Annotated in this window: 15 protein-coding genes; 12 read left to right on the forward strand and 3 right to left on the reverse strand. The window is 59.7% G+C overall.

What is annotated here, in order from left to right; genetic code table 11:
• Positions 1 to 369: 369 nt before the first annotated feature.
• The 3 genes from A7J50_RS13840 to pgm all read left to right on the forward strand — a co-directional run bounded on the left by A7J50_RS13840 (position 370) and on the right by pgm (position 4,953).
• Positions 370 to 1,800 carry a hypothetical protein gene (locus A7J50_RS13840; RefSeq protein ID WP_064452307.1) on the forward strand — a complete coding sequence of 477 codons (1,431 nt, stop codon included), beginning with the start codon at positions 370 to 372 and terminating at the stop codon, positions 1,798 to 1,800.
• Positions 1,797 to 3,203: a PLP-dependent aminotransferase family protein gene (locus A7J50_RS13845; RefSeq protein WP_064452308.1), complete on the forward strand. Its 1,407-nt coding sequence runs from the start codon at positions 1,797 to 1,799 to the stop codon at positions 3,201 to 3,203. Before A7J50_RS13840 ends, A7J50_RS13845 begins: the two co-directional genes overlap by 4 nt.
• A 106-nt stretch (positions 3,204 to 3,309) precedes the next feature.
• Positions 3,310 to 4,953 (forward strand): phosphoglucomutase (alpha-D-glucose-1,6-bisphosphate-dependent), encoded by a 1,644-nt coding sequence (gene pgm / locus A7J50_RS13850; RefSeq protein WP_064452309.1) that lies wholly within the window; start codon positions 3,310 to 3,312, stop codon positions 4,951 to 4,953.
• A 67-nt stretch (positions 4,954 to 5,020) separates the two neighbouring features.
• Here pgm and A7J50_RS13855 read toward each other — a convergent pair whose 3' ends face one another.
• A complete protein-coding gene (locus A7J50_RS13855; RefSeq protein WP_064452310.1) occupies positions 5,021 to 5,716 on the reverse strand; it encodes a pirin family protein in 696 nt (231 codons plus the stop codon).
• 218 nt (positions 5,717 to 5,934) lie between these two features.
• On the opposite strand from A7J50_RS13855, the gene A7J50_RS13860 reads away from it, so the two are divergent.
• Positions 5,935 to 8,385 carry a UvrD-helicase domain-containing protein gene (locus tag A7J50_RS13860; RefSeq protein WP_064452311.1) on the forward strand — a complete coding sequence of 817 codons (2,451 nt, stop codon included), beginning with the start codon at positions 5,935 to 5,937 and terminating at the stop codon, positions 8,383 to 8,385.
• Positions 8,386 to 8,457: 72 nt separating this feature from the next.
• Here A7J50_RS13860 and A7J50_RS13865 read toward each other — a convergent pair whose 3' ends face one another.
• Entirely contained in the window at positions 8,458 to 8,730 is a 273-nt protein-coding gene (locus A7J50_RS13865; protein ID WP_064452312.1) for a DUF1652 domain-containing protein, read from the reverse strand.
• 257 nt (positions 8,731 to 8,987) lie between these two features.
• On the opposite strand from A7J50_RS13865, the gene A7J50_RS13870 reads away from it, so the two are divergent.
• The 4 genes from A7J50_RS13870 to A7J50_RS13885 all read left to right on the forward strand — a co-directional run bounded on the left by A7J50_RS13870 (position 8,988) and on the right by A7J50_RS13885 (position 12,815).
• The gene (locus A7J50_RS13870; RefSeq protein WP_064452313.1) at positions 8,988 to 9,797 is read left to right on the forward strand and encodes a helix-turn-helix transcriptional regulator; all 810 of its coding nucleotides are present in this window, start codon (positions 8,988 to 8,990) and stop codon (positions 9,795 to 9,797) included.
• A gap of 49 nt (positions 9,798 to 9,846) precedes the next feature.
• On the forward strand, positions 9,847 to 11,253 hold the full coding sequence (locus A7J50_RS13875) for an NAD(P)/FAD-dependent oxidoreductase (RefSeq protein ID WP_064452314.1): 1,407 nt from the start codon (positions 9,847 to 9,849) through the stop codon (positions 11,251 to 11,253).
• Positions 11,254 to 11,279: 26 nt separating this feature from the next.
• Positions 11,280 to 11,648 carry a cupin domain-containing protein gene (locus A7J50_RS13880; protein WP_064452315.1) on the forward strand — a complete coding sequence of 123 codons (369 nt, stop codon included), beginning with the start codon at positions 11,280 to 11,282 and terminating at the stop codon, positions 11,646 to 11,648.
• Positions 11,649 to 11,735: 87 nt separating this feature from the next.
• Complete coding sequence (locus A7J50_RS13885) at positions 11,736 to 12,815, forward strand: polyamine ABC transporter substrate-binding protein (RefSeq protein ID WP_064452316.1); 1,080 nt, start codon at positions 11,736 to 11,738, stop codon at positions 12,813 to 12,815.
• 81 nt (positions 12,816 to 12,896) lie between these two features.
• On the opposite strand, the gene A7J50_RS13890 is transcribed toward A7J50_RS13885, so the two are convergent.
• Positions 12,897 to 13,682, reverse strand: a complete 786-nt coding sequence (locus tag A7J50_RS13890; RefSeq protein ID WP_064452317.1) for a helix-turn-helix transcriptional regulator — start codon at positions 13,680 to 13,682, stop codon at positions 12,897 to 12,899.
• A 199-nt stretch (positions 13,683 to 13,881) separates the two neighbouring features.
• Here A7J50_RS13890 and A7J50_RS13895 point away from each other — a divergent pair, with 199 nt between their 5' ends.
• The 4 genes from A7J50_RS13895 (at position 13,882) to A7J50_RS13910 (ending at position 18,578) form a co-directional block, all read left to right on the forward strand.
• Positions 13,882 to 15,246 (forward strand): APC family permease, encoded by a 1,365-nt coding sequence (locus A7J50_RS13895; RefSeq protein ID WP_064452318.1) that lies wholly within the window; start codon positions 13,882 to 13,884, stop codon positions 15,244 to 15,246.
• Positions 15,247 to 15,255: 9 nt separating this feature from the next.
• Entirely contained in the window at positions 15,256 to 16,359 is a 1,104-nt protein-coding gene (locus A7J50_RS13900) for a P1 family peptidase (RefSeq protein WP_064452319.1), read from the forward strand.
• A gap of 368 nt (positions 16,360 to 16,727) precedes the next feature.
• Complete coding sequence (locus tag A7J50_RS13905; RefSeq protein WP_064452320.1) at positions 16,728 to 18,161, forward strand: serralysin family metalloprotease; 1,434 nt, start codon at positions 16,728 to 16,730, stop codon at positions 18,159 to 18,161.
• Positions 18,162 to 18,209: 48 nt separating this feature from the next.
• Positions 18,210 to 18,578: a protease inhibitor Inh/omp19 family protein gene (locus tag A7J50_RS13910; RefSeq protein WP_064452321.1), complete on the forward strand. Its 369-nt coding sequence runs from the start codon at positions 18,210 to 18,212 to the stop codon at positions 18,576 to 18,578.
• Positions 18,579 to 18,588: the final 10 nt, after the last annotated feature.

Consider the following 18,588-nt stretch of genomic DNA (forward strand, 5'->3'; position numbering starts at 1 on the left):
GTGCTTATCCAGCTCCGAGGAAACGGGGCCTTTCACGGCGGATATCAATCAATACGCAAACGAATATCAAAGTTTAGTGGTTTTTATTTGTCGGATGGCTCTTTTAAACCATGGTTAAAGGGTTGTAGGAGTTTGTCTGAATATTCCTAGGAGCACTGCTGTAATGGGCTGGATGCTTGTTGCACTGGCTTTCGGCGCCGCGAGTGCTCTCGGACGTGCGAAGTACGCAGTCCATCGGTTTGTTGCAAGATGCTAGTGTTTTTTATCGCGAACACTGTGCCACGGGCAACGTCATTACACATGCAAGAGATCGGGCAACTACGCTCGGTAGTTGTTTGAAACTGATATTTCAACTCAGGTAGTAGAGCTATGAGCGCTATTCACGAACAGGCTATGAATTATGTTTACCAGCAAGTTCAACAACGCTTAGTCGGGTATTTCACACGTGCGGAGCGCACAGCACTTCAATTGTTGATTCAGCGTATCGTCGTGGCCGCAGGCGGAATGGAGCAAGTGGGGGATTACAAAGTGCTGGTGGCCCACGGCGGCGGCGAAGTCAGCAGCTACACCCTGGCACTGCTGCGTGCCGCACAACTGAGTATTGCCGGGCGATCGCCCAGGACGTTCCAGCTACGGGTCGCCACGCTGTGCCACGCGGGCATGACTCAAGACACCCTCGACGCGATTCATCGCGGTTACACCCGATTGTTTTTCCACGATGACCACCGCGTCGAGCTGCTGATGGTCGACAACGAACAGGTGCTGCCCTTCAATCACCAGCGTCCGGTCTCCGGCCGTGCCTGTGAAACCCACCAGCGCAACATGTTGATGGTGGGGCATCTGACCTCCGGCGATATTCGCGCCACCTTGTGCAACGAGACCTACTTGGCCCTGGGTGATTTCTATCAGCGTGTCACGGCCTGGAAAGGCGGCGTGCATGCATTGGTCAGCGGCGATTCCACGCGTAAACAGAGCCAGCTCCTCGCCTGGCTGAAAAAGGCCGCTCAAGCCAGGGGGGTCAGCCCCCCGAAGGGCCAGCCTTCCTCGCTCAACGGGCTGTTCAAGCGCATGGATGAATGGAGCGGCGACTTCTACCGCGACCTGTACGGCGAGCACTACGTGCCAAAGGCCGACATCAGCCCGGGTGGGCACCGCAACTTGGCGTACATCGGAATGGCCGACCTGCTCGAGGGTATCGAGCGCGCTCGTGCACCTTTGCTCACCGAGTTCATGGGCTACACACCGGACCCGCTGGGCTTTCATTTCAGCCACCCAGCCTTTGCCAATCCGTTGTTGATGGCGCACCTGCGAGGCCTGCAGGCCGAATGCCTGCGCGAGTTGCGTTACGAGGAGGGCGTCGATGAGTTCCTGGTGCTCGCGCGTGAGTACCTGCGGCGTCGGCATGTTCCCGAAGAGCTGGTGACCCGGGCCGTCAACCGAGAGGAGCGCGTCGTGTCGAGCACTTACGCCCAGCAGTTCTTCGGCCTGGATGAAAGCCAACTGACCTGCCTGTTGTTTTCACCCTTTATCCATCACGGTGAGCGACTGGAAGGTTACTTGCGTCAGTGCCACCCCGGAATGCTGGTGGCGTTGCCCGAACTGCACAAGATGCTGCAGGGCAAGCCCGCCGCCGAGATGCTGCAGCAATGGGTGGCCGACGCCAGTGGGCTGCCGCTGTCCTTGCTTCAGCATCTGTACCGCAAGCGGCCGATGACGCTTGCTCCTGCTGGCATACGTAGCGGTTTAACGCAAAGGCCCATGGCCAGTGGCAGCATGGCCTGTCAGCTGTCCGGCCGATGACGCTGCGAGGGGCGCGGCAAGTAGACTTCGCTTATCAGGCGGTCTATCGCTACATGATCAATTTGATCAATGAGGTCAGTAGCGATGCTCGGGTAAAACTGCCGTCGTTGCGCCAGTTATCCCAGCGTCTGAATGTATCGATATCCACCATTCAATACGCGTACTCGCTGTTGGAGAAAGAGGGCCGGGTGTATTCGGTGGCCAAGTCGGGCTATTACGCTTGGCCGCTGGCGGGTAGCCCGGACACATGGCCCAGTGGGGATTTACTCGAACGCCTCTATGTGGCGGCTCGCCGCCCAGGCATGATGGTACTCAGCGGCGATGAACCTGCGTTGCTGGCGTCGCTGGACGGCACCATGCTGGGGCTGGAGCGCGAGCTGGTGCGCCAGTATCCGCGTCATTTGCAGCCGTGGTCCCAGCCATGTGGCGTTTGGGAACTGAGAGCGGCGCTGGCGGCACGCTATACCTCGTCGCCGACGCGTTGTTGGCACGCCGACGACGTGTATATCGGTGCCGACCTGCAAGGCGTGCTCGACATTCTCATTGAGGTGTTGGGCTTGCGGGGCTCCACGGTGATCGTCGAGTCGCCCTGCGACTGGCTGATCCTGCGCGTGCTGCAGGATGCCGGGGTGCGCATCCTCGAGTGGCCCTGGGGCGACGATGGCAGCCTGGACCTGGTGACGCTCGAAGGGATGCTGCGCAGTGAGCCGGTGCAGCTGGTGTTGCTGTCATCGTCGGTCAGCCTGCCGTCGGCGGTTGCGATGCAGCCTCGTGACCGCCTGGGCGTGGCGAAACTGCTTGACCAGTACGATTGCTGGCTGCTCGAAAACGACACCTGCGGTGAGCTGGGTTTCAAGCCGCCCCAGGCGGCACTGCGCGACCTCGTCAACCCTGAACGATTGGTGGTGTTTTCCTCATTCGAGAAAATACTCGGGCCAGAGGCGCCTTTTGGTTATGCGCTGTCGCGGCACCTGAGCGGCGAATTGCAGCGCCAGTTCCTGTTGCGTTCGTTCCGGTTGTCCTCCATTCGCCAACGCGCGATTGCACGCTTGTATCAGAGTGGGCGAATCGACCAGCACCTGCACGACTTGCGCCGGTTGCTGCGTGAACAGGCGAGCGAAATGAGCCAGTACCTGGACCGGCATCTGGGTGATCAAGTGAGCTATCGGATGCCCGCAGGGGGTGGCGCGTTCTGGTTAAGCTCCACTCAAACAGTGGACATGCGCCAGGTATTCCAGCACTTGCTGGCGCGGCAGGTGGTGATTGCGCCCGGAGAACTGTTCAGCATCGGCGGCTTGCATCATCAGCACCTGCGTTTAAGCCATACTTTCCATGGCCAGCCCAACCTGGAGATTGCCCTGGCGACACTGGGCGAGGCGCTGCGACAGGCACAGATTGCCTAAGCGCATGAAATTTCTCTTGCCGCTGTAGGATCGATACCGTCGCGCAGTAGTCCAACTCTCAGTAAACTGTCATTTTTTCCGAATCCTTCTTTATCGAGGTTTATGCATGACAATCAGTCCTTTTGCGGGCAAGCCGGCCCCAGCTCAGTTGCTGGTGGATATCCCGCGACTGGTCACGGCCTATTACACCGGCCAGCCTGATGCAGCGATCTCCACACAGCGTGTGGCCTTTGGTACCTCCGGGCACCGCGGCAGCTCGTTTGAGCTGAGCTTCAACGAATGGCATGTGCTCGCCATCAGCCAGGCCATCTGCCTGTACCGTGAAGCCCAAGGTATCAATGGTCCTTTGTTCGTCGGCCTGGATACCCACGCACTGTCGACACCTGCCGGTGCCAGCGCCCTGGAAGTCCTGGCGGCCAACGGTGTGCACGTCATGCTGGCCGAAGGCGATGAATACACGCCGACCCCGGCCATTTCTCACGCCATCATTTGCTACAACCGTGGCCGTACCACTGGCCTGGCGGACGGCATCGTGATTACGCCGTCGCACAACCCGCCACAAAGCGGCGGCTACAAGTACAACCCACCCAACGGCGGCCCGGCCGATACCCACGTGACCAAGTGGATCGAAGCCAAGGCCAACGAGCTGCTGGCCAACAAACTGGCCGGGGTCAAACGCATCACCCACGCCCAGGCGCTCAAGGCAGATACCACGCACCGCCACGACTACCTCAACAGCTACGTGGCCGACCTGGTCAATGTGATCGACATGGACGCCATCCGCAGCGCCGATCTGCGCCTGGGTGTCGATCCGTTGGGTGGCGCAGGGGTGCGCTACTGGTCGGCAATTGCCGAGCACTACCGTTTGAACCTCGATGTGGTGAACACCGAAGTGGACGCCACGTTCCGCTTCATGAGCGTCGATTGGGACGGTCAGATCCGCATGGACCCGTCCTCCAGCTATGCCATGCAAGGCTTGATCGGCCTCAAAGAGCGCTTTGACGTGGCCTTCGCCTGCGACCCGGACCACGACCGCCATGGCATCGTCACTCCGTCCGGTGGCCTGCTGGCACCGAACAACTACCTGGCAGTGTCCATTGATTACCTGTTCCAGAACCGTCCTGAATGGCGTGCTGACGCGGCCGTAGGCAAGACCGTGGTCAGCAGCGGCTTGATTGATCGCGTCGCCGCCCGTATCGGTCGTCGCCTGTACGAAGTGCCGGTCGGCTTCAAGTGGTTTGCCGATGGCCTGTTCGAAGGTTCGCTGGGCTTTGGCGGCGAAGAAAGCGCTGGCGCCTCGTTCCTGCGTAAAGACGGCACCGTGTGGAGCACCGACAAGGACGGCTTGATCCCGGCTTTGTTGGCGGCGGAGATGACCTCGCGCAAAGGCCAGGACCCAAGCCAGATCTACCGTGGCCTGACCGACGCCCTGGGCGAGCCGTTCGCGATTCGTGTGGATGCCAAGGCCACCCCGGCGCAGAAGGCCCTGTTGGGCAAACTGTCGCCGGAGCAGGTCACGTCCACGCAATTGGCCGGGGAGAGCATCCAACAAATCCTTAGCCATGCGCCGGGTAATAACCAGGCCATTGGCGGTTTGAAAGTGATGACCGAAAACGGCTGGTTCGCCGCGCGGCCATCGGGCACCGAGGACATCTACAAGATCTACGCCGAGAGCTTTATTGGCGAAGATCACCTCAAGCAGTTGGTGGAAGAAGCACAGGTGCTGGTAGACGGCGCCATCAGCCAGTAATTACGCCAAACCAAAAGTGGGAGGGGCTTGCTCCCTCCCACTTTTTTGCTTGGCGCAAAGCGTCACATCAGGCCAGGTCGACCAACACGATTTCGCTGTCTTCAATCGCCGTCACCCGCAACACCTGCTCATCCTCAACCGCCACACCGTCTCGAGCTTGCGCCCGTAAGCCATTGACCTCAATCACCCCCGTCGCTGGCACCAGATACGCCCGACGTCCGCTGTCCAGCCGATACTCGGCACTCTCACCTGCTTTCAGGTTGGCTGCCACCAGGCGTGCATCGGCACGAATGCGCAGGCTTTCACTGTCACCGGCTTTGCCGCTGGCCAATGTCACAAATCCCTCGCGATCACCCTTCGGGAAAGGTTTGGCACCCCAGGAGGGCGGCAAGCCGGCTTCATTCGGGATGATCCAGATCTGGAAAATCTTGGTCGGCGTGGCTTCCAGGTTGTATTCGCTGTGGGCAATCCCGGTGCCGGCGCTCATTACCTGCACGTCGCCAGCCTCGGTACGGCCCTTGTTGCCCAGGTTGTCGGCATGGCTGATGGCGCCTTCACGCACATAAGTGATGATTTCCATGTCGCGGTGCGGGTGCTGGGGGAAGCCGGTACCTGGCGCGATGATGTCATCGTTCCACACCCGCAGATTGCCCCAGTGCATGCGCTTGGGGTCGTGGTATTCGGCGAATGAAAAGTGATGATGAGCGTCGAGCCAGCCATGATGTGCGCCGCCCAGGGTATTGAAAGGTCGAAGTTCAAGCATGATCGTCTCCTGTTGATGGGCCCATCATCCTGCAGTGCAAGATCGATAAAAAGCGTAAAAAATGCCTGATTCCTATCAGTTGATTCGATTGGTTGCTGGCGTTTTGACTTTTACTTCGTCGCCTAACTGCATGACGTCAAAGCAATTGGCTGGAACTGAGCGCCGATTCCGGCGACCATGGCGCCTTCGCCAAAACCAACCTCATCGCTGGAGTCCGCGTGCCGCAACAAACGCCTGATCTGCCCCCCGAGCTGCGCCCGTTAAACGAAATGCCTTGGCTCAAACGCCTTGCCGCGCGTTTGTTTGGCCATGGCCTCACGCGCCTGCGTGCGCAGCATCGGTTTTCGTGGCTGCACGGTCAGGCCGATGGGTTCCGCAGCGGGCATGAGGCGGGTGTGGAGTATGGTTATCGCGAGGGCAAGGCCGACGGTATAGAGGAAGGTCGGCAGGTGTTGCTGATCCGCGACTTTCGCCCTGATGAGCACCGTGCACCGGGTGTGGATGACAGTTTGTTCGACGACTGGCGCCTGCCACTCACCGCCGAGGTGAAGAAGCGCATGAAGGCTGATGTGGCGCGCTTGCTGCCGGCCCATGCACAGCCAAGTGCCGCGCAATGGAAGATGATCTTCAGCGACACACCCTCGACCTCAGTGATTGCGGGCGCGGGTGCTGGCAAGTCCACCTCGCTGGTGCTGCGCATACTGCTGCTGACCCATTACTTGGGCTTTGAGCTGAGCTCGATGACCGTGGTGACGTTCACCCGCGAGTCGCGCAAGGACTTCATCAACAAGCTCATGGAAATTCTCGGCCTATGGGGCCAACCCCTTGGCTTCAAAGACGCTCAGGCGGTGGTGCGCACCTTTCACTCGCGCATTCTGCCGATGGTCCGCAGCCTGCCGGGGTTTGAACGGCTGCAAGCCTTCGAAAACCTCAGCAGCGGTGTCGAGGACGCCGACAGCAACCCATTCGACCTGCGTATCAGCGACGCCCAGCGCCAACAGATGAATGCCTGTTATCACCGGCTGCATGGCCGCCATGAGCGCTTTCGCGAGCTGATTACCCCGTTGGCGCGTCACGGCCTGCAACTCAAGGAGCTGGAGCGCGATCACCCGGACGTACAGAAGCGGGTGGCCGTGACCGAACTGGCAGCCAAGCGCGATGAAGAACTCTGCGATGTGATTGAGGACCTGTGGTTTCGCGCCGGCGCCTGGCCGATCAAGGGCATTGAGCCCAGCCGCCAGATGTTCGAAATCAACGGCGCGCAGTTTCATTGCCACGGTTATATCCCGGAACTGGATGCCTGGGTCATGCTGGGTTTCGATTCGCGGGAAAATGCCCAGGTCAGTCGCCCAAACGCGAAACTATCGGTACGCGCGGAGTGGGCGGTAAAACGCACCCTGTTTCAAGCTTTCTGCCGTAAGCCTTTGATATGGATAGATAGTTACGAATCGTCAAAGCGTCTTTTAAGCAGCCTTGCCGGTGACGCCGCCGCCGGGCCCGGTTTTGATTACAAGGTCAAAGGTGAGCTGTCGTCGGCGCCGCTGTTGGACAGTTTTGTCATGGCGGCCGGGTTTATCGAGAACCTCGGGTTGGACGTACCGACGGCTGTTGGCCAAATGAGCTTCGCCAAGGACGACCCGGACCGGTTCTTCTTTGAAGCCCTGAGTATTTTCTGGAAGGCCCTGGAAGACCACCTGCTGGATCAATCCCCGCCGATCATGACCTACAACCGGATGTTCTCGCTGTTCGGCGAAAACACCCCGGAAAACCTCAAGTTGCTCAGCGACCCGCTGCTGCGGCCGATGTCGCACCTCATGATTGATGAGTTTCAGGATGTCTCACCGCAGATCGTCTCCTGGCTGCGGGCCAGCCTGCGCGAGATCCGTAGCCGAGGCCCGGCGATGCACGTGGGCCGTGGCGCACAACGCTCGTCCTTGTTGTGCGTGGGCGATGACTGGCAGTCGATTTATGGTTGGCGCGGTAGCTCGCCCAAGTATTTTATGGCGTTCAACAAGGAATTCCCGTCGCCGAGCACCACCCGCGTGATGCTCAGTGAGAATTACCGCAGCCATCAGCACATCATCGACGCCGCCGAGCATATCGTGCGTGCCGCCCCGGCGATCCCCGGCAAGAAGGCCAAAGCCAGTGGCGAACCCAAGGCAACGGTGCCTGTTGCGGTGCTGGAGCGGGACGATGCTGCGTTGGGTCGCCGGTTGCTGGAGCACTATCAAAAAGGCGAATCAGTGTTAATGCTTTATCGAAAAAGTAGCGATAAGTTACTGATTCAAGAGCATATTCAGTCGGTAGTTAATGTGGATTCTAGTTTGCCGCCGCACGCGCGCCGCTTGAAGCAACTGACCTATCACAGCGCCAAAGGCCTGCAAGCGGATGCGGTATTCCTGCTTGGGGATTGCCAACACGTTACGAGTTCGCCCTACAAGAACCAGGTCTACCGCATGGCGGGCCTGGGCAATGAGGGTGACAGCGAGCCGTATGACGCTGCACAAAAAGACGAAGTGCTGCGTCTGGCCTATGTCGGGATTACCCGTGCGGTGAGCCATTGCTATTGGTATGTGGAGAAGCCGGAAGGCCAGGGCGTGAATGTGCCCCGGGCGTCAGAGCGAGTCGACGGCAGAAAAGCGTTTTTTGACGATCAGCGTAATCAGTAGATACACGCAATTCCCCTGAGGGAGTGAGCAAGCCCACTCCCACAGGGGGATCTTTTCACTTGATCGATCGGTTCAAGCCCGCAAGGACAGCGGTGGCACGAAACTCTCCAGCTCATCCTCAACCGCCTCGATGATTCGCTCCACATCGGCGGCATTCATCACGGTCGCGCAGGGGATGCCGGCAATGGCAATCAATGTTTCGCCCGTGCCACGGTCGAACAGACGGGCGACCATACTGCCAGGGGCGTCCATGCTCCCCTCAAAGCCCACCGGATGAAAATGCCAGCGCATCAGCTGGCACGCGTTGGGGAACGTCACTTTGTTCATGTTGCCCACCTTGTTCATTGAGCGCTTCCTTTAGCTCGCGGCAGGGGGCCAGGACCGTCACTGGTCATGGCATCGACTCACTTCAAAATAGCATCCGTTCGCAAGTCGACGGTGAGTTTTTTGGCCCCGTTCGGCGGTTCTCTTCCGTTAGGTTGATGTAGGTCACGTCCTACTACAAACTAGGCAAAAGGCCACTAGCCAGAAGTTCCGTTTGGCCATTGAAGGGCCCGCTAAAATTGGGCAATCTCAGTCGTTTATCCGTCACCGAGCCTTACATGCCCAACATCGCCCCAGACGATGCTTGCCAAAACACTCACGCCACCGGCGAGCTGGTCTTGCGCCACCATTTGTGTTGGCGGCATCGAGACCTGGATGGCGTCATGTCCTACTACCACCCCGACATCCAGTACCACGACTTCTTCCAGAACCGCGTCGTCGGTTACGCCGAGTTGCGTGATTACCTGCAAGCCAGCATGCCCCGTGGCGCCGATGAGGCGATTGAGCACACCGACCGTATCCGCGCCGACGGCGACACTGCGTTTATTCAGTACCGCATTACTTTGCGCGGCGGGCAGGGCCTGGTGTCGTTTCGCACCAGCGAAGCCATCACCGTACGCGATGGCCTGATCTGGCGTGTAAACGAGTATGCGTCCCTGGTCCACGAGCAGCCCACCCAGGCCATGCGCCCGACGGTCAGCCGCTTGGGCCTGTCCCCCCAGCAATTGGGGCATATGGCCAAAGACCTGCAGCAATACTTCGAACTCAAGCAACCCTACCTGGACCCGGAACTGGATTTGCAGCGGGTGGCCAAGGAAGTTGGCTACAGCCGCAATCAGATTTCTTACCTGCTGAACCAGGTGCTCGGGCAGAGCTTCTACCGCTACGTCAACCAGGCCCGGCTCCAGCATTTGCTGGCCGCGCTGGAGACCGCCGTGCCGCCGATAAAAGTCGATGACCTGGCATTCGCTGCCGGTTTCAACTCGCTGTCGGCGTTCTACAGTGCGTTTCGCCAGCACACTGGCCAATCGCCGAAGGCCTACGTCAAACAAATTTCCCTGCGTGCACGCGCGCAAGACAGCCAATAACACCGCGCTCTAGGATCCAGCCTATCGAAACGAGGTTGGGGAATTTGGCATGCCGGCATGGCGCACTATCAGTTTATGGATGGAACAGTTGGACGAGCCGCTGCAAGCACGGCCGTCGCTTGAGCATGACCTGGACGTCAATGTGGCCATTATCGGCGCCGGCTACACCGGCCTGTGGACCGCTTATTACCTGAAACGCCAGGCCCCCGAGTTGAAAATCGCGATAATCGAGGCGCAGACCGCAGGCTTCGGTGCTTCGGGCCGCAACGGCGGCTGGCTGATGGGCAACTTGCTGGGTGAAGACCGCCTGCTGGCCGGGCTTTCACCGCAACAGCGCCGTGCTTCATTTGACCTGCTGCACGGCATCCCCGATGAAGTGGCCCGGGTGCTGGCCCGCGAAGGCATCGACTGCGACTACCGCAAGGGTGGCGCGCTTTACTGCGCCGCGCGTTATCCCGAGCAAGAAGGCAGCCTGCGGCGTTACCTGGACAAGCTCTATGCCCAAGGCCTGACCGAAGCCGATTATCGCTGGCTGAGCCCGCAACAACTGGCCGAACAGATCCGCATCGCCAAGCCCTATGGCGGTATTTATGCGCCCCATGTCGCGACCATCAACCCCGCCAAGCTGGTGCGCGGCCTGGCGAACGTGGTGGAGGGCATGGGCGTCACCATCTACGAAAACAGCCCGGTCACCCATTGGCAGTCCGGCAGCCTGCGCACCGCGAATGCCAGCGTGCGCGCGGCTTGGGTGGTGCCGGCAGTCGAAGGCTACGCCACTACCTTGCCGCCGTTGGGGCGCTATCAGTTGCCGGTACAAAGCTTGATTGTCGCCACCGAGCCGCTGCCCGCCAGCACCTGGGATGAAATTGGCTTGAGCCATGGCCAGGCGTTCGGCGAGAGCAGTCGGCAGGTCACCTATGGCCAGCGTTCAGCCGATAACCGTTTGGTATTCGGCGCCCGTGGCGGCTACCAGTTCGCCGGTAAGTTGCGCCACAACTTCGACCTGACCGACAGCGAAGTGGAGCTGCGTCGCTACCTGTTTGGCGAACTCTTCCCACAGCTTAAGAACGTAAAGATTACCCACTCCTGGGGCGGCAACCTTGGGATGTCGCGTAACTTCCGGCCGCACATGTTGTGCGACCACAAGACCGGCATCGCGCTGTCCGGCGGTTATGGCGGGGAGGGCGTAGGCGCCACCAACCTCGGCGGCCGCACCCTGGCCGATCTGATTCTCGGCCTCGACACACCCTTGACCACGCAGCCCTGGGTGATCCGCGAACGTGGCCTGGACGCGCTCAAAGCCTGGGAGCCCGAGCCATGCCGCTGGCTGGGCTACAACGCGATCATTCGCAGTTTTGTCCATGAAGACCAGGTGTTGGCCAACCCCAGTACCGCGCCTTGGCGCCGCAAGTTGGCGACCGGCGTGGCGGGATTCATGGAAAGTTTCATGCACTAAGACGTTTCACTCACACGAGAAGCCCCATGAGCATCACTCAATTCAAAGACGCGCTGAATGCCCACTTGCCCGACTCATCACCTGTGGCCGTGCCCTTGGGCGAGCCCATCGCCGTGGCCTCGACCTTGAGCGTAGAGCGTAACGACGGCGTCGAAACCGGCATCTGGGCATGCACGCCAGGGCGCTGGCGTCGGCAGATCAAATCCCAGGAGTTTTGCCACTTTATCCAGGGCCGCTGCACCTTCACCCCCGACAACGGTGAAGTCGTCCACCTACAAGCCGGCGATGCACTGATGTTGCCGGCCAACAGCACCGGGGTCTGGGATATCCAGGAAACCGTGCGCAAGACCTACGTACTGATGCTGCAAGCGCCCAGCTGCAAGCCTCAAGACTAAAAGCTTACAGCTTGCAGCTGAACGCTTGCAGCTGCCTTTTGTTCTCCTGCCATAAAAACAGCCCTAAAACCGCCAGGAAATCGAACCATGAAAGCCATTGCCCTGTTGCCCTTGATGTTGGTGGCCTCTATCAGTCAGGCCGCCGAGACGGTGAAGATCTACAACTGGTCGGACTACATCGCACCGGACACCACCAAGAACTTCCAGAAAGAAACCGGCATCGGTTTCACCTACGACGTGTACGACAGCAACGAAACCCTCGACGGTAAGTTGATGACCGGCAAATCCGGCTACGACGTGGTGTTCCCGTCCAACCATTTCATGGCCCGGCAGATCCAGGGCGGCGCCCTGAAAAAGCTCGACAAGCGCCAGCTGCCTAACTGGAAAAACCTTAACCCGGTGTTGCTCAAGGCCCTGGAGAACAACGACCCGGGCAATACCCATGGCTTCCCGTACCTGTGGGGCAGCACCGGCATTGGCTACAACATCGACAAGGTCAAGGCGGTACTGGGCGACAACGCGCCAGTGGACTCCTGGGACTTGATCTTCAAGCCCGAAAACATGGCCAAGTTGCAGAAGTGCGGGGTCGCGATCCTCGACAACGGCCCGGAACTGCTGCCGGCCGCGCTCAACTACCTGGGCTTGCCGCACCACAGCAAGAAGGCCGAGGACTACAAGAAGGCCGAAGACCTGCTGATGAAAGTGCGGCCGTATGTGGCGTACTTCCACTCCTCGAAATACACCGCCGACCTGGCCAACGGCGATATTTGCGTGGCCGTCGGGTTCTCCGGCGACATCCTGCAGGCCGAAAGCCGCGCCAAGGAAGCCAAGAACGGCGTGAACATTGGCTACAGCATTCCCAAGGAAGGCGCGGCCATCTGGTTCGACATGGTCGCCATGCCCGCCGATGCGCCTGACGAAAAAGCCGGTTATGCGTTCATGAACTACCTGCTGCGCCCGGACGTGATGGCCAGCATCACCAACTATGTGCGCTACGCCAACGGCAACGCGGCGGCCGATAGCCTGGTGGACCCGGCGATCAAAGCCGACACCAAGGTGTACCCGAGCCCGGAAATGATGGGCAAGTTGTTCGCGCTGGAGGCGATGCCGCTGAATATCGACCGGATTCGCACGCGGGTGTGGAACACCATTCGTACCGGGCGCTAGGCAGAACGCAGCACCCCTGTGGGAGCAGGCTTGTGTGGGAGGCGGCTTGCTCCCACATTCAGACTGCAAAGGGTCCAAAGATCAGGGGTTTTCCAGGTCATGCCCCAGCGATTGGATAAACAACGAAAACAGTTCCGGCTGTGACGAAACATCCAGCTTCGCGTACAGATGGCGCCGGTGCACCTTCACGGTGTCCGGCGAGATCTTCAGGCGCTCGGCCATGGCTTTGGACGAAAAACCGCGCAGTACCAGTCGCGCGACTTCCAGTTCGCGTTCCGAGAGTACGCCGCTGCCGAAATGGCTCAGCGCATCCCTGATCTGGCTGTCCATGGCCGGCGCGCGCAGGGTACTTTGCTGCCAATGCTGCTGCATCAACGGCAGCACCCAGGCCGCCAGCATGGCCATCAGCCCGGTTTCTTCAACGCTGAACCGCCGTTGCATGCCCAGCGATAACGACAAGGTGCCCATTCCCGGCAATTGCAGAATGAACTGCACCTCGTCCTCCAGCACGTTGTCGTGGAAGTAGTTGAGGAAGTATTCACTCTGGCGAAAATGGTCCGGCGCCACTTCCTCCAGGCGGTACACGCCGCTGGCGTAGCCCTCGCGACAGGCCTGGTAAAACGGGTCGAGCAAATACAAACCATTGAGGTACACCAGCATCGACGCTGGTTTGCTGCTGGGCTGGGCGTCGTATTCTTCCAGGGCCTGGGGCGGGCCGCCTTTGGGATAGAAAATCGCCAAGGCGTTATCGAACGGCAGGCATTGGTGCAGCAACAACACCAGCTGTTTCCAGAACCGCTCGGTGCCGATGTGCGCGACGGTACGCCCTAAACCGGCGTGCATGCCGACCTCTCTGAACAGGCTCATGTAACAGGCTCCCGCCATCAAAAGATCGGCCAAGGGTTCGGCTTTTAACGAGTACCGTCAAGGGGAGTACGCCAATAGGGGAATTGGCCGGCATAAACACAGCGTTTACCTTTGCCACTGTCCAGTGGGAAACATATCCCGCAAAAGCCCGACTTTTCGTTTCTGCCTCCTACCAAAAACAACGACAGAGGATAACGATATGAGTGCTTCCCCCGCGCCAGATGGCGTGCTCAAGCCAACGCTGAGCGTTTTCGATGTGGTGGCCATTACGGTTTCGGCGGTCACGCCGGCCAGTTCCGTGTTTGTGATTGCGCCCTTTGCCATTCAGCAGGCGGGCAGTGGTGTATTCCTGGCGTTTGTGATGGCCGCGGTGCTCGCCCTGATGTTCGCGTTCTGTTACGCCGAGCTGGGCCGGGCGCACAACAGCGCCGGGGGTGAGTACGTGTATGCCAAGCGGGTATTTGGCGGTATGGCGGGTTATGCGACGTTTCTGACGGTGTTGGTGATGTTGCTGTTTATCCCGCCGGTACTGGCGACGGGGGCGGCGACTTACCTGAACAACGCCCTGGGCACGAGATTCGATTCCCAAACCGTGGCCCTGGTGATTGTGGTGTGCAGCTACGCCTTGGGCATCCTCAATATCAAGCTCAATGCCTGGATCACCGGCACCTGCCTGCTGTTGGAAGTGGCGGCGTTGCTGGTCATCGTGTTTATCGGCTTCGGTAACCCGGTGCAGCCCGCCAGCGTGTTGTTTCAACCGCAGATCGTCGAAAACGGCGTGCTGCACCTGGCGCCTTGGGCGTTGGTGATCGGTGCGGTGGGTATCGGCCTGTTCTCGTTCAATGGTTACGGCCCGGCCGTCTTGCTCGCCGAGGACATGAAGTGCGGTGGCAAAGGCGTGCACAAGGCGGTGTTGTGGTCGCTGGGCCTGGTGGTGGTGATCGAGCTGGTGCCTATCACCGCGCTGTTGATCGGCGCGCCGTCGCTGAGTGCGATGATCAGCAGCCCGGACCCGATTGGCTATTTGCTGACCAGCCATGGCAATGAAACCTTATCCCGACTGGTCAGCGCGGGGATCTTCCTGTCGGTGTTCAACGCAATCGTCGCCATCGTTATTCAGATTGGTCGTGTGGTGTTCAGCAGTGGCCGCGATGCCTTGTGGACGCCGCGCATCAACACGCTGTTCACACGCATTCACCCGCGCTGGGATTCGCCGTGGCTGGCGACATTGTTCCTGGCCATTCCCTCGGCGCTGCTGAGCTTCAGCTCCAACCTGGCGGACCTCACTTCGTTCAGCGTGTTGCTGATCATGCTGGTGTACCTGGTGGTGGCGATGAGCGCGCTGATGAGCCGGGTGCTGCTGCGTGATCGCGAACATCCCTATCGCATGCCGTTGTGGCCGCTGCCGGCGCTGTTGGCGGTGCTGGGCGCGGGTTATCTGCTGGTGACCCTGGTTGCACAAGCGTCCGTGCGCGACATCATGATTATCATCGGCTTGCTGGCCTTGTCGGTGATTTTGTATTGCATCAGTGGCCGGTCGAGTCCGGCGTTTCAGAAATTGTAAGGAGTGGGTATGCGTGCACGTCAATTGGGCATCACGTTGGGGCTGGGTACGCCTGGCGAATTGAATGCTATCACCGATGTTCCAGGCGTCCGGGTCGGCCACAGTACGCTCAAGACCCGTATCGACGGCAAGCAAGTGCGCACTGGCGTCACCGTGATCCAGCCGCGCGCCGGGGAGGCGCGGCACCAGCCGTGTTTTGCCGGCTACCACGTGCTCAATGGCAATGGCGACGCCACCGGCCTTGAGTGGATCAGCGAGGCCGGGTTGTTGACCACGCCAATGGCCATCACCAACACCCATAGCATCGGTATCGTGCGTGACACCTTGATCGCCCTGGAGCGCGAGCGCCTGGCGGACCCGGCGGTGTACTGGTGCATGCCGGTCGTCATGGAAACCTACGATGGCCTGCTCAACGACATCTGGGGCCAACACGTCAAACCCGAGCATGTGCGCCAGGCGCTGGACACTGCCGAGAGCGGCCCGGTGCAGGAGGGCGCGGTGGGCGGCGGCACCGGCATGATCTGCCATGAGTTCAAGGGCGGCATCGGCACGGCGTCCCGACGTTTGCCTGAAGCGCAAGGCGGCTGGACCGTCGGTGTATTGGTGCAGGCCAACCATGGCAAACGCCAGGAACTGCGCGTGGATGGCTACCCGGTGGGCCGCCAGTTGATGGGCATTGCTTCACCGTTCGCCGAACGGGGCACGCCGGGCATGGGCTCGATCGTGGTGATTATCGCCACTGACGCGCCGCTGCTGCCCCATCAATGCAAGCGCCTGGCGCAGCGCGCCTCCATCGGCATTGCCCGCACCGGTGGCGGCACCGAGGACTCCAGTGGCGACCTGTTCCTGGCCTTCGCCACCGGCAATCACGCGCTACCACCGGCGGATTACGCGCGCAAGGACCTGCCGCTGAGCACCGTGTTGCGCATGGTCAATAACGACCATATTTCGCCGCTGTTCAGCGCTGCGGCCGAGGCGGTGGAGGAGGCGATCATCAATGCCATGCTGGCCGGCGAGGCCATGACCACGGATGACGGCGTCCAGGTGCCTGGGTTGGCGGGCGAGACCTTATTGGAGGCATTAGGCAAGTCGGGTTGGGGTGTGTCCCGGTAATAGGGGACAACGTTAATTAAATAGTCTAAGTAATGGCTCTTTAATGTCGCCAATGACACCGTGACAATATATTGGATCCATTATTCAAGTGCGCCGCTCAACTAGAGCGGCGTTTCGTCTATTTAATATTTAAATAACAGTGGCTGGCAATTTGCCGCGCAACAGCAATGCCGCCCAATAAATGCTACGCGCGACTTCTTTAAGTTGAATCTGCGTCACATTTTCAGTTCAGAAATATTTGTAGACGAAAGATTTCAAGTTGTGTCAGTTTCGATACGCCTTCAAAAGAGGCGAGTGATAGGACGATCTCGCCCGCGAGGTTCCTATCGACCAAAGACTGATGCACTTGCAAACAAGGAAGTACGTTTATGTCAAAAGTAAAAGACAAAGCTATTGTTTCTGCCGCGCAAGCCAGCACTGCTTACTCGCAAATCGATAGCTTTAGCCATTTATACGACCGTGGCGGCAACCTCACGGTTAATGGCAAACCGTCCTATTCCGTGGACCAGGCAGCCACCCAGCTGCTGCGTGATGGCGCCGCGTATCGGGATTTTGATGGCAACGGCAAGATTGATCTGACTTACACCTTCCTCACCTCGGCTTCCTCGGCCACCATGAACAAGCATGGCATCTCCGGGTTCAGCCAGTTCAACACCCAGCAGAAAGCACAGGCCGCACTGGCCATGCAATCCTGGTCGGATGTTGCCAACGTGACCTTTAGCGAAAAGGCCTCGGGCGGTGACGCACACATGACCTTCGGCAACTACAGCGGTGGCCAGGACGGCGCGGCGGCGTTCGCTTACCTGCCCGGCACCGGCGCAGGCTACGACGGCACCTCGTGGTACCTGACCAACAATAGCTACACGCCGAACAAGACGCCGGACCTGAATAACTATGGCCGGCAGACCCTGACCCACGAAATCGGCCACACCCTGGGCCTGGCTCACCCTGGCGACTACAACGCCGGGAATGGCAACCCGACCTATAACGACGCGACCTATGGACAGGACACGCGTGGCTACAGCGTCATGAGTTACTGGAGCGAGAGCAACACCAACCAGAACTTCAGTAAAGGCGGCGTCGAAGCTTATTCTTCGGGCCCGCTGATCGACGACATTGCCGCGATCCAGAAGCTCTACGGTGCCAACTACAGCACCCGCGCCGGCGACACCACCTACGGTTTCAACTCCAACACCGGGCGTGACTTCTATAGCGCCACCTCCAACGCCGACAAGCTGGTGTTTTCGGTATGGGACGGTGGCGGCAACGACACCCTGGACTTCTCCGGTTTCACCCAGAACCAGAAGATCAACCTCAATGAGGCCTCGTTCTCCGACGTTGGCGGCCTGGTGGGCAACGTGTCCATCGCCAAGGGCGTTACCGTCGAGAACGCGTTCGGTGGTTCGGGCAACGACCTGATCATTGGTAACAACGCAGCCAACCTCATCAAAGGCGGTGCCGGCAACGACATCATCTACGGTGGTGGCGGTGCGGACCAACTGTGGGGCGGCGCCGGCAACGACACCTTCGTGTTCGGTGCCAGTTCCGATTCCAAGCCGGGTGCGGCAGACAAGATCTTTGACTTCACCTCCGGTTCGGACAAGATCGACCTGTCCGGTATCACCAAAGGTGCAGGCTTGACCTTCGTCAACGCGTTCTCCGGGCATGCCGGCGACGCAGTGCTGAGTTATGCCTCGGGCACCAACCTGGGCACCTTGGCCGTGGACTTCTCCGGGCACGGCGTGGCGGATTTCCTCGTCACCACCGTTGGCCAGGCAGCGGTCAGCGACATCGTAGCGTGATGTAAAGCGCGCGGCGCTTCGGCGCCGCGCTCTAGGATGGAGCGAAAGATGCCGCGTTTTTCTCATTTGATCGCCTGTGCTTCACAGGTGTTGTTCGTTTCGGCAGGAGCCCATGTAATGGCGAGCAGTCTTGTTTTACCCACCACCGCGCAATTGGCCGGCCATTGGCAGTTACACCAGCAGGATCGGGTGTGCGCGCTGGACTTGCTGGAACAGGCCAATGCCCTGGCCGGTGATGTCGGCTGTGTCACCGCATGGCTGGGCGAGAAACCCCTGACCTGGACGCCCACCCCGGATGGTATCTGGCTGATGAATGCCGAAGGCACGGGCATTACCCATTTAAACCGCCAGAAAGAAGGCGAATATAAAGGGCGCACACCGTCCGGCACGGAAGTTGTACTGCAACGAAGACCTTAGTTAAAAGTTA

Origin of the sequence: Pseudomonas antarctica, assembly GCF_001647715.1 — a bacterium.
GTDB classification, from domain to species: Bacteria; Pseudomonadota; Gammaproteobacteria; order Pseudomonadales; family Pseudomonadaceae; genus Aquipseudomonas; species Aquipseudomonas antarctica_A.

What these genes read in the sequence shown, in the direction of transcription:
- A7J50_RS13840 (WP_064452307.1), top strand. Translation starts at nt 370, where the DNA reads ATGAGCGCTATTCACGAACAGGCTATGAATTATGTTTACCAGCAAGTT.
- A7J50_RS13845 (WP_064452308.1), top strand. Translation starts at nt 1,797, where the DNA reads ATGACGCTGCGAGGGGCGCGGCAAGTAGACTTCGCTTATCAGGCGGTC.
- pgm (WP_064452309.1), top strand. Translation starts at nt 3,310, where the DNA reads ATGACAATCAGTCCTTTTGCGGGCAAGCCGGCCCCAGCTCAGTTGCTG.
- A7J50_RS13855 (WP_064452310.1), bottom strand. Translation starts at nt 5,716, where the DNA reads ATGCTTGAACTTCGACCTTTCAATACCCTGGGCGGCGCACATCATGGC.
- A7J50_RS13865 (WP_064452312.1), bottom strand. Translation starts at nt 8,730, where the DNA reads ATGAACAAGGTGGGCAACATGAACAAAGTGACGTTCCCCAACGCGTGC.
- A7J50_RS13870 (WP_064452313.1), top strand. Translation starts at nt 8,988, where the DNA reads ATGCCCAACATCGCCCCAGACGATGCTTGCCAAAACACTCACGCCACC.
- A7J50_RS13875 (WP_064452314.1), top strand. Translation starts at nt 9,847, where the DNA reads ATGCCGGCATGGCGCACTATCAGTTTATGGATGGAACAGTTGGACGAG.
- A7J50_RS13880 (WP_064452315.1), top strand. Translation starts at nt 11,280, where the DNA reads ATGAGCATCACTCAATTCAAAGACGCGCTGAATGCCCACTTGCCCGAC.
- A7J50_RS13885 (WP_064452316.1), top strand. Translation starts at nt 11,736, where the DNA reads ATGAAAGCCATTGCCCTGTTGCCCTTGATGTTGGTGGCCTCTATCAGT.
- A7J50_RS13890 (WP_064452317.1), bottom strand. Translation starts at nt 13,682, where the DNA reads ATGAGCCTGTTCAGAGAGGTCGGCATGCACGCCGGTTTAGGGCGTACC.
- A7J50_RS13895 (WP_064452318.1), top strand. Translation starts at nt 13,882, where the DNA reads ATGAGTGCTTCCCCCGCGCCAGATGGCGTGCTCAAGCCAACGCTGAGC.
- A7J50_RS13900 (WP_064452319.1), top strand. Translation starts at nt 15,256, where the DNA reads ATGCGTGCACGTCAATTGGGCATCACGTTGGGGCTGGGTACGCCTGGC.
- A7J50_RS13905 (WP_064452320.1), top strand. Translation starts at nt 16,728, where the DNA reads ATGTCAAAAGTAAAAGACAAAGCTATTGTTTCTGCCGCGCAAGCCAGC.
- A7J50_RS13910 (WP_064452321.1), top strand. Translation starts at nt 18,210, where the DNA reads ATGCCGCGTTTTTCTCATTTGATCGCCTGTGCTTCACAGGTGTTGTTC.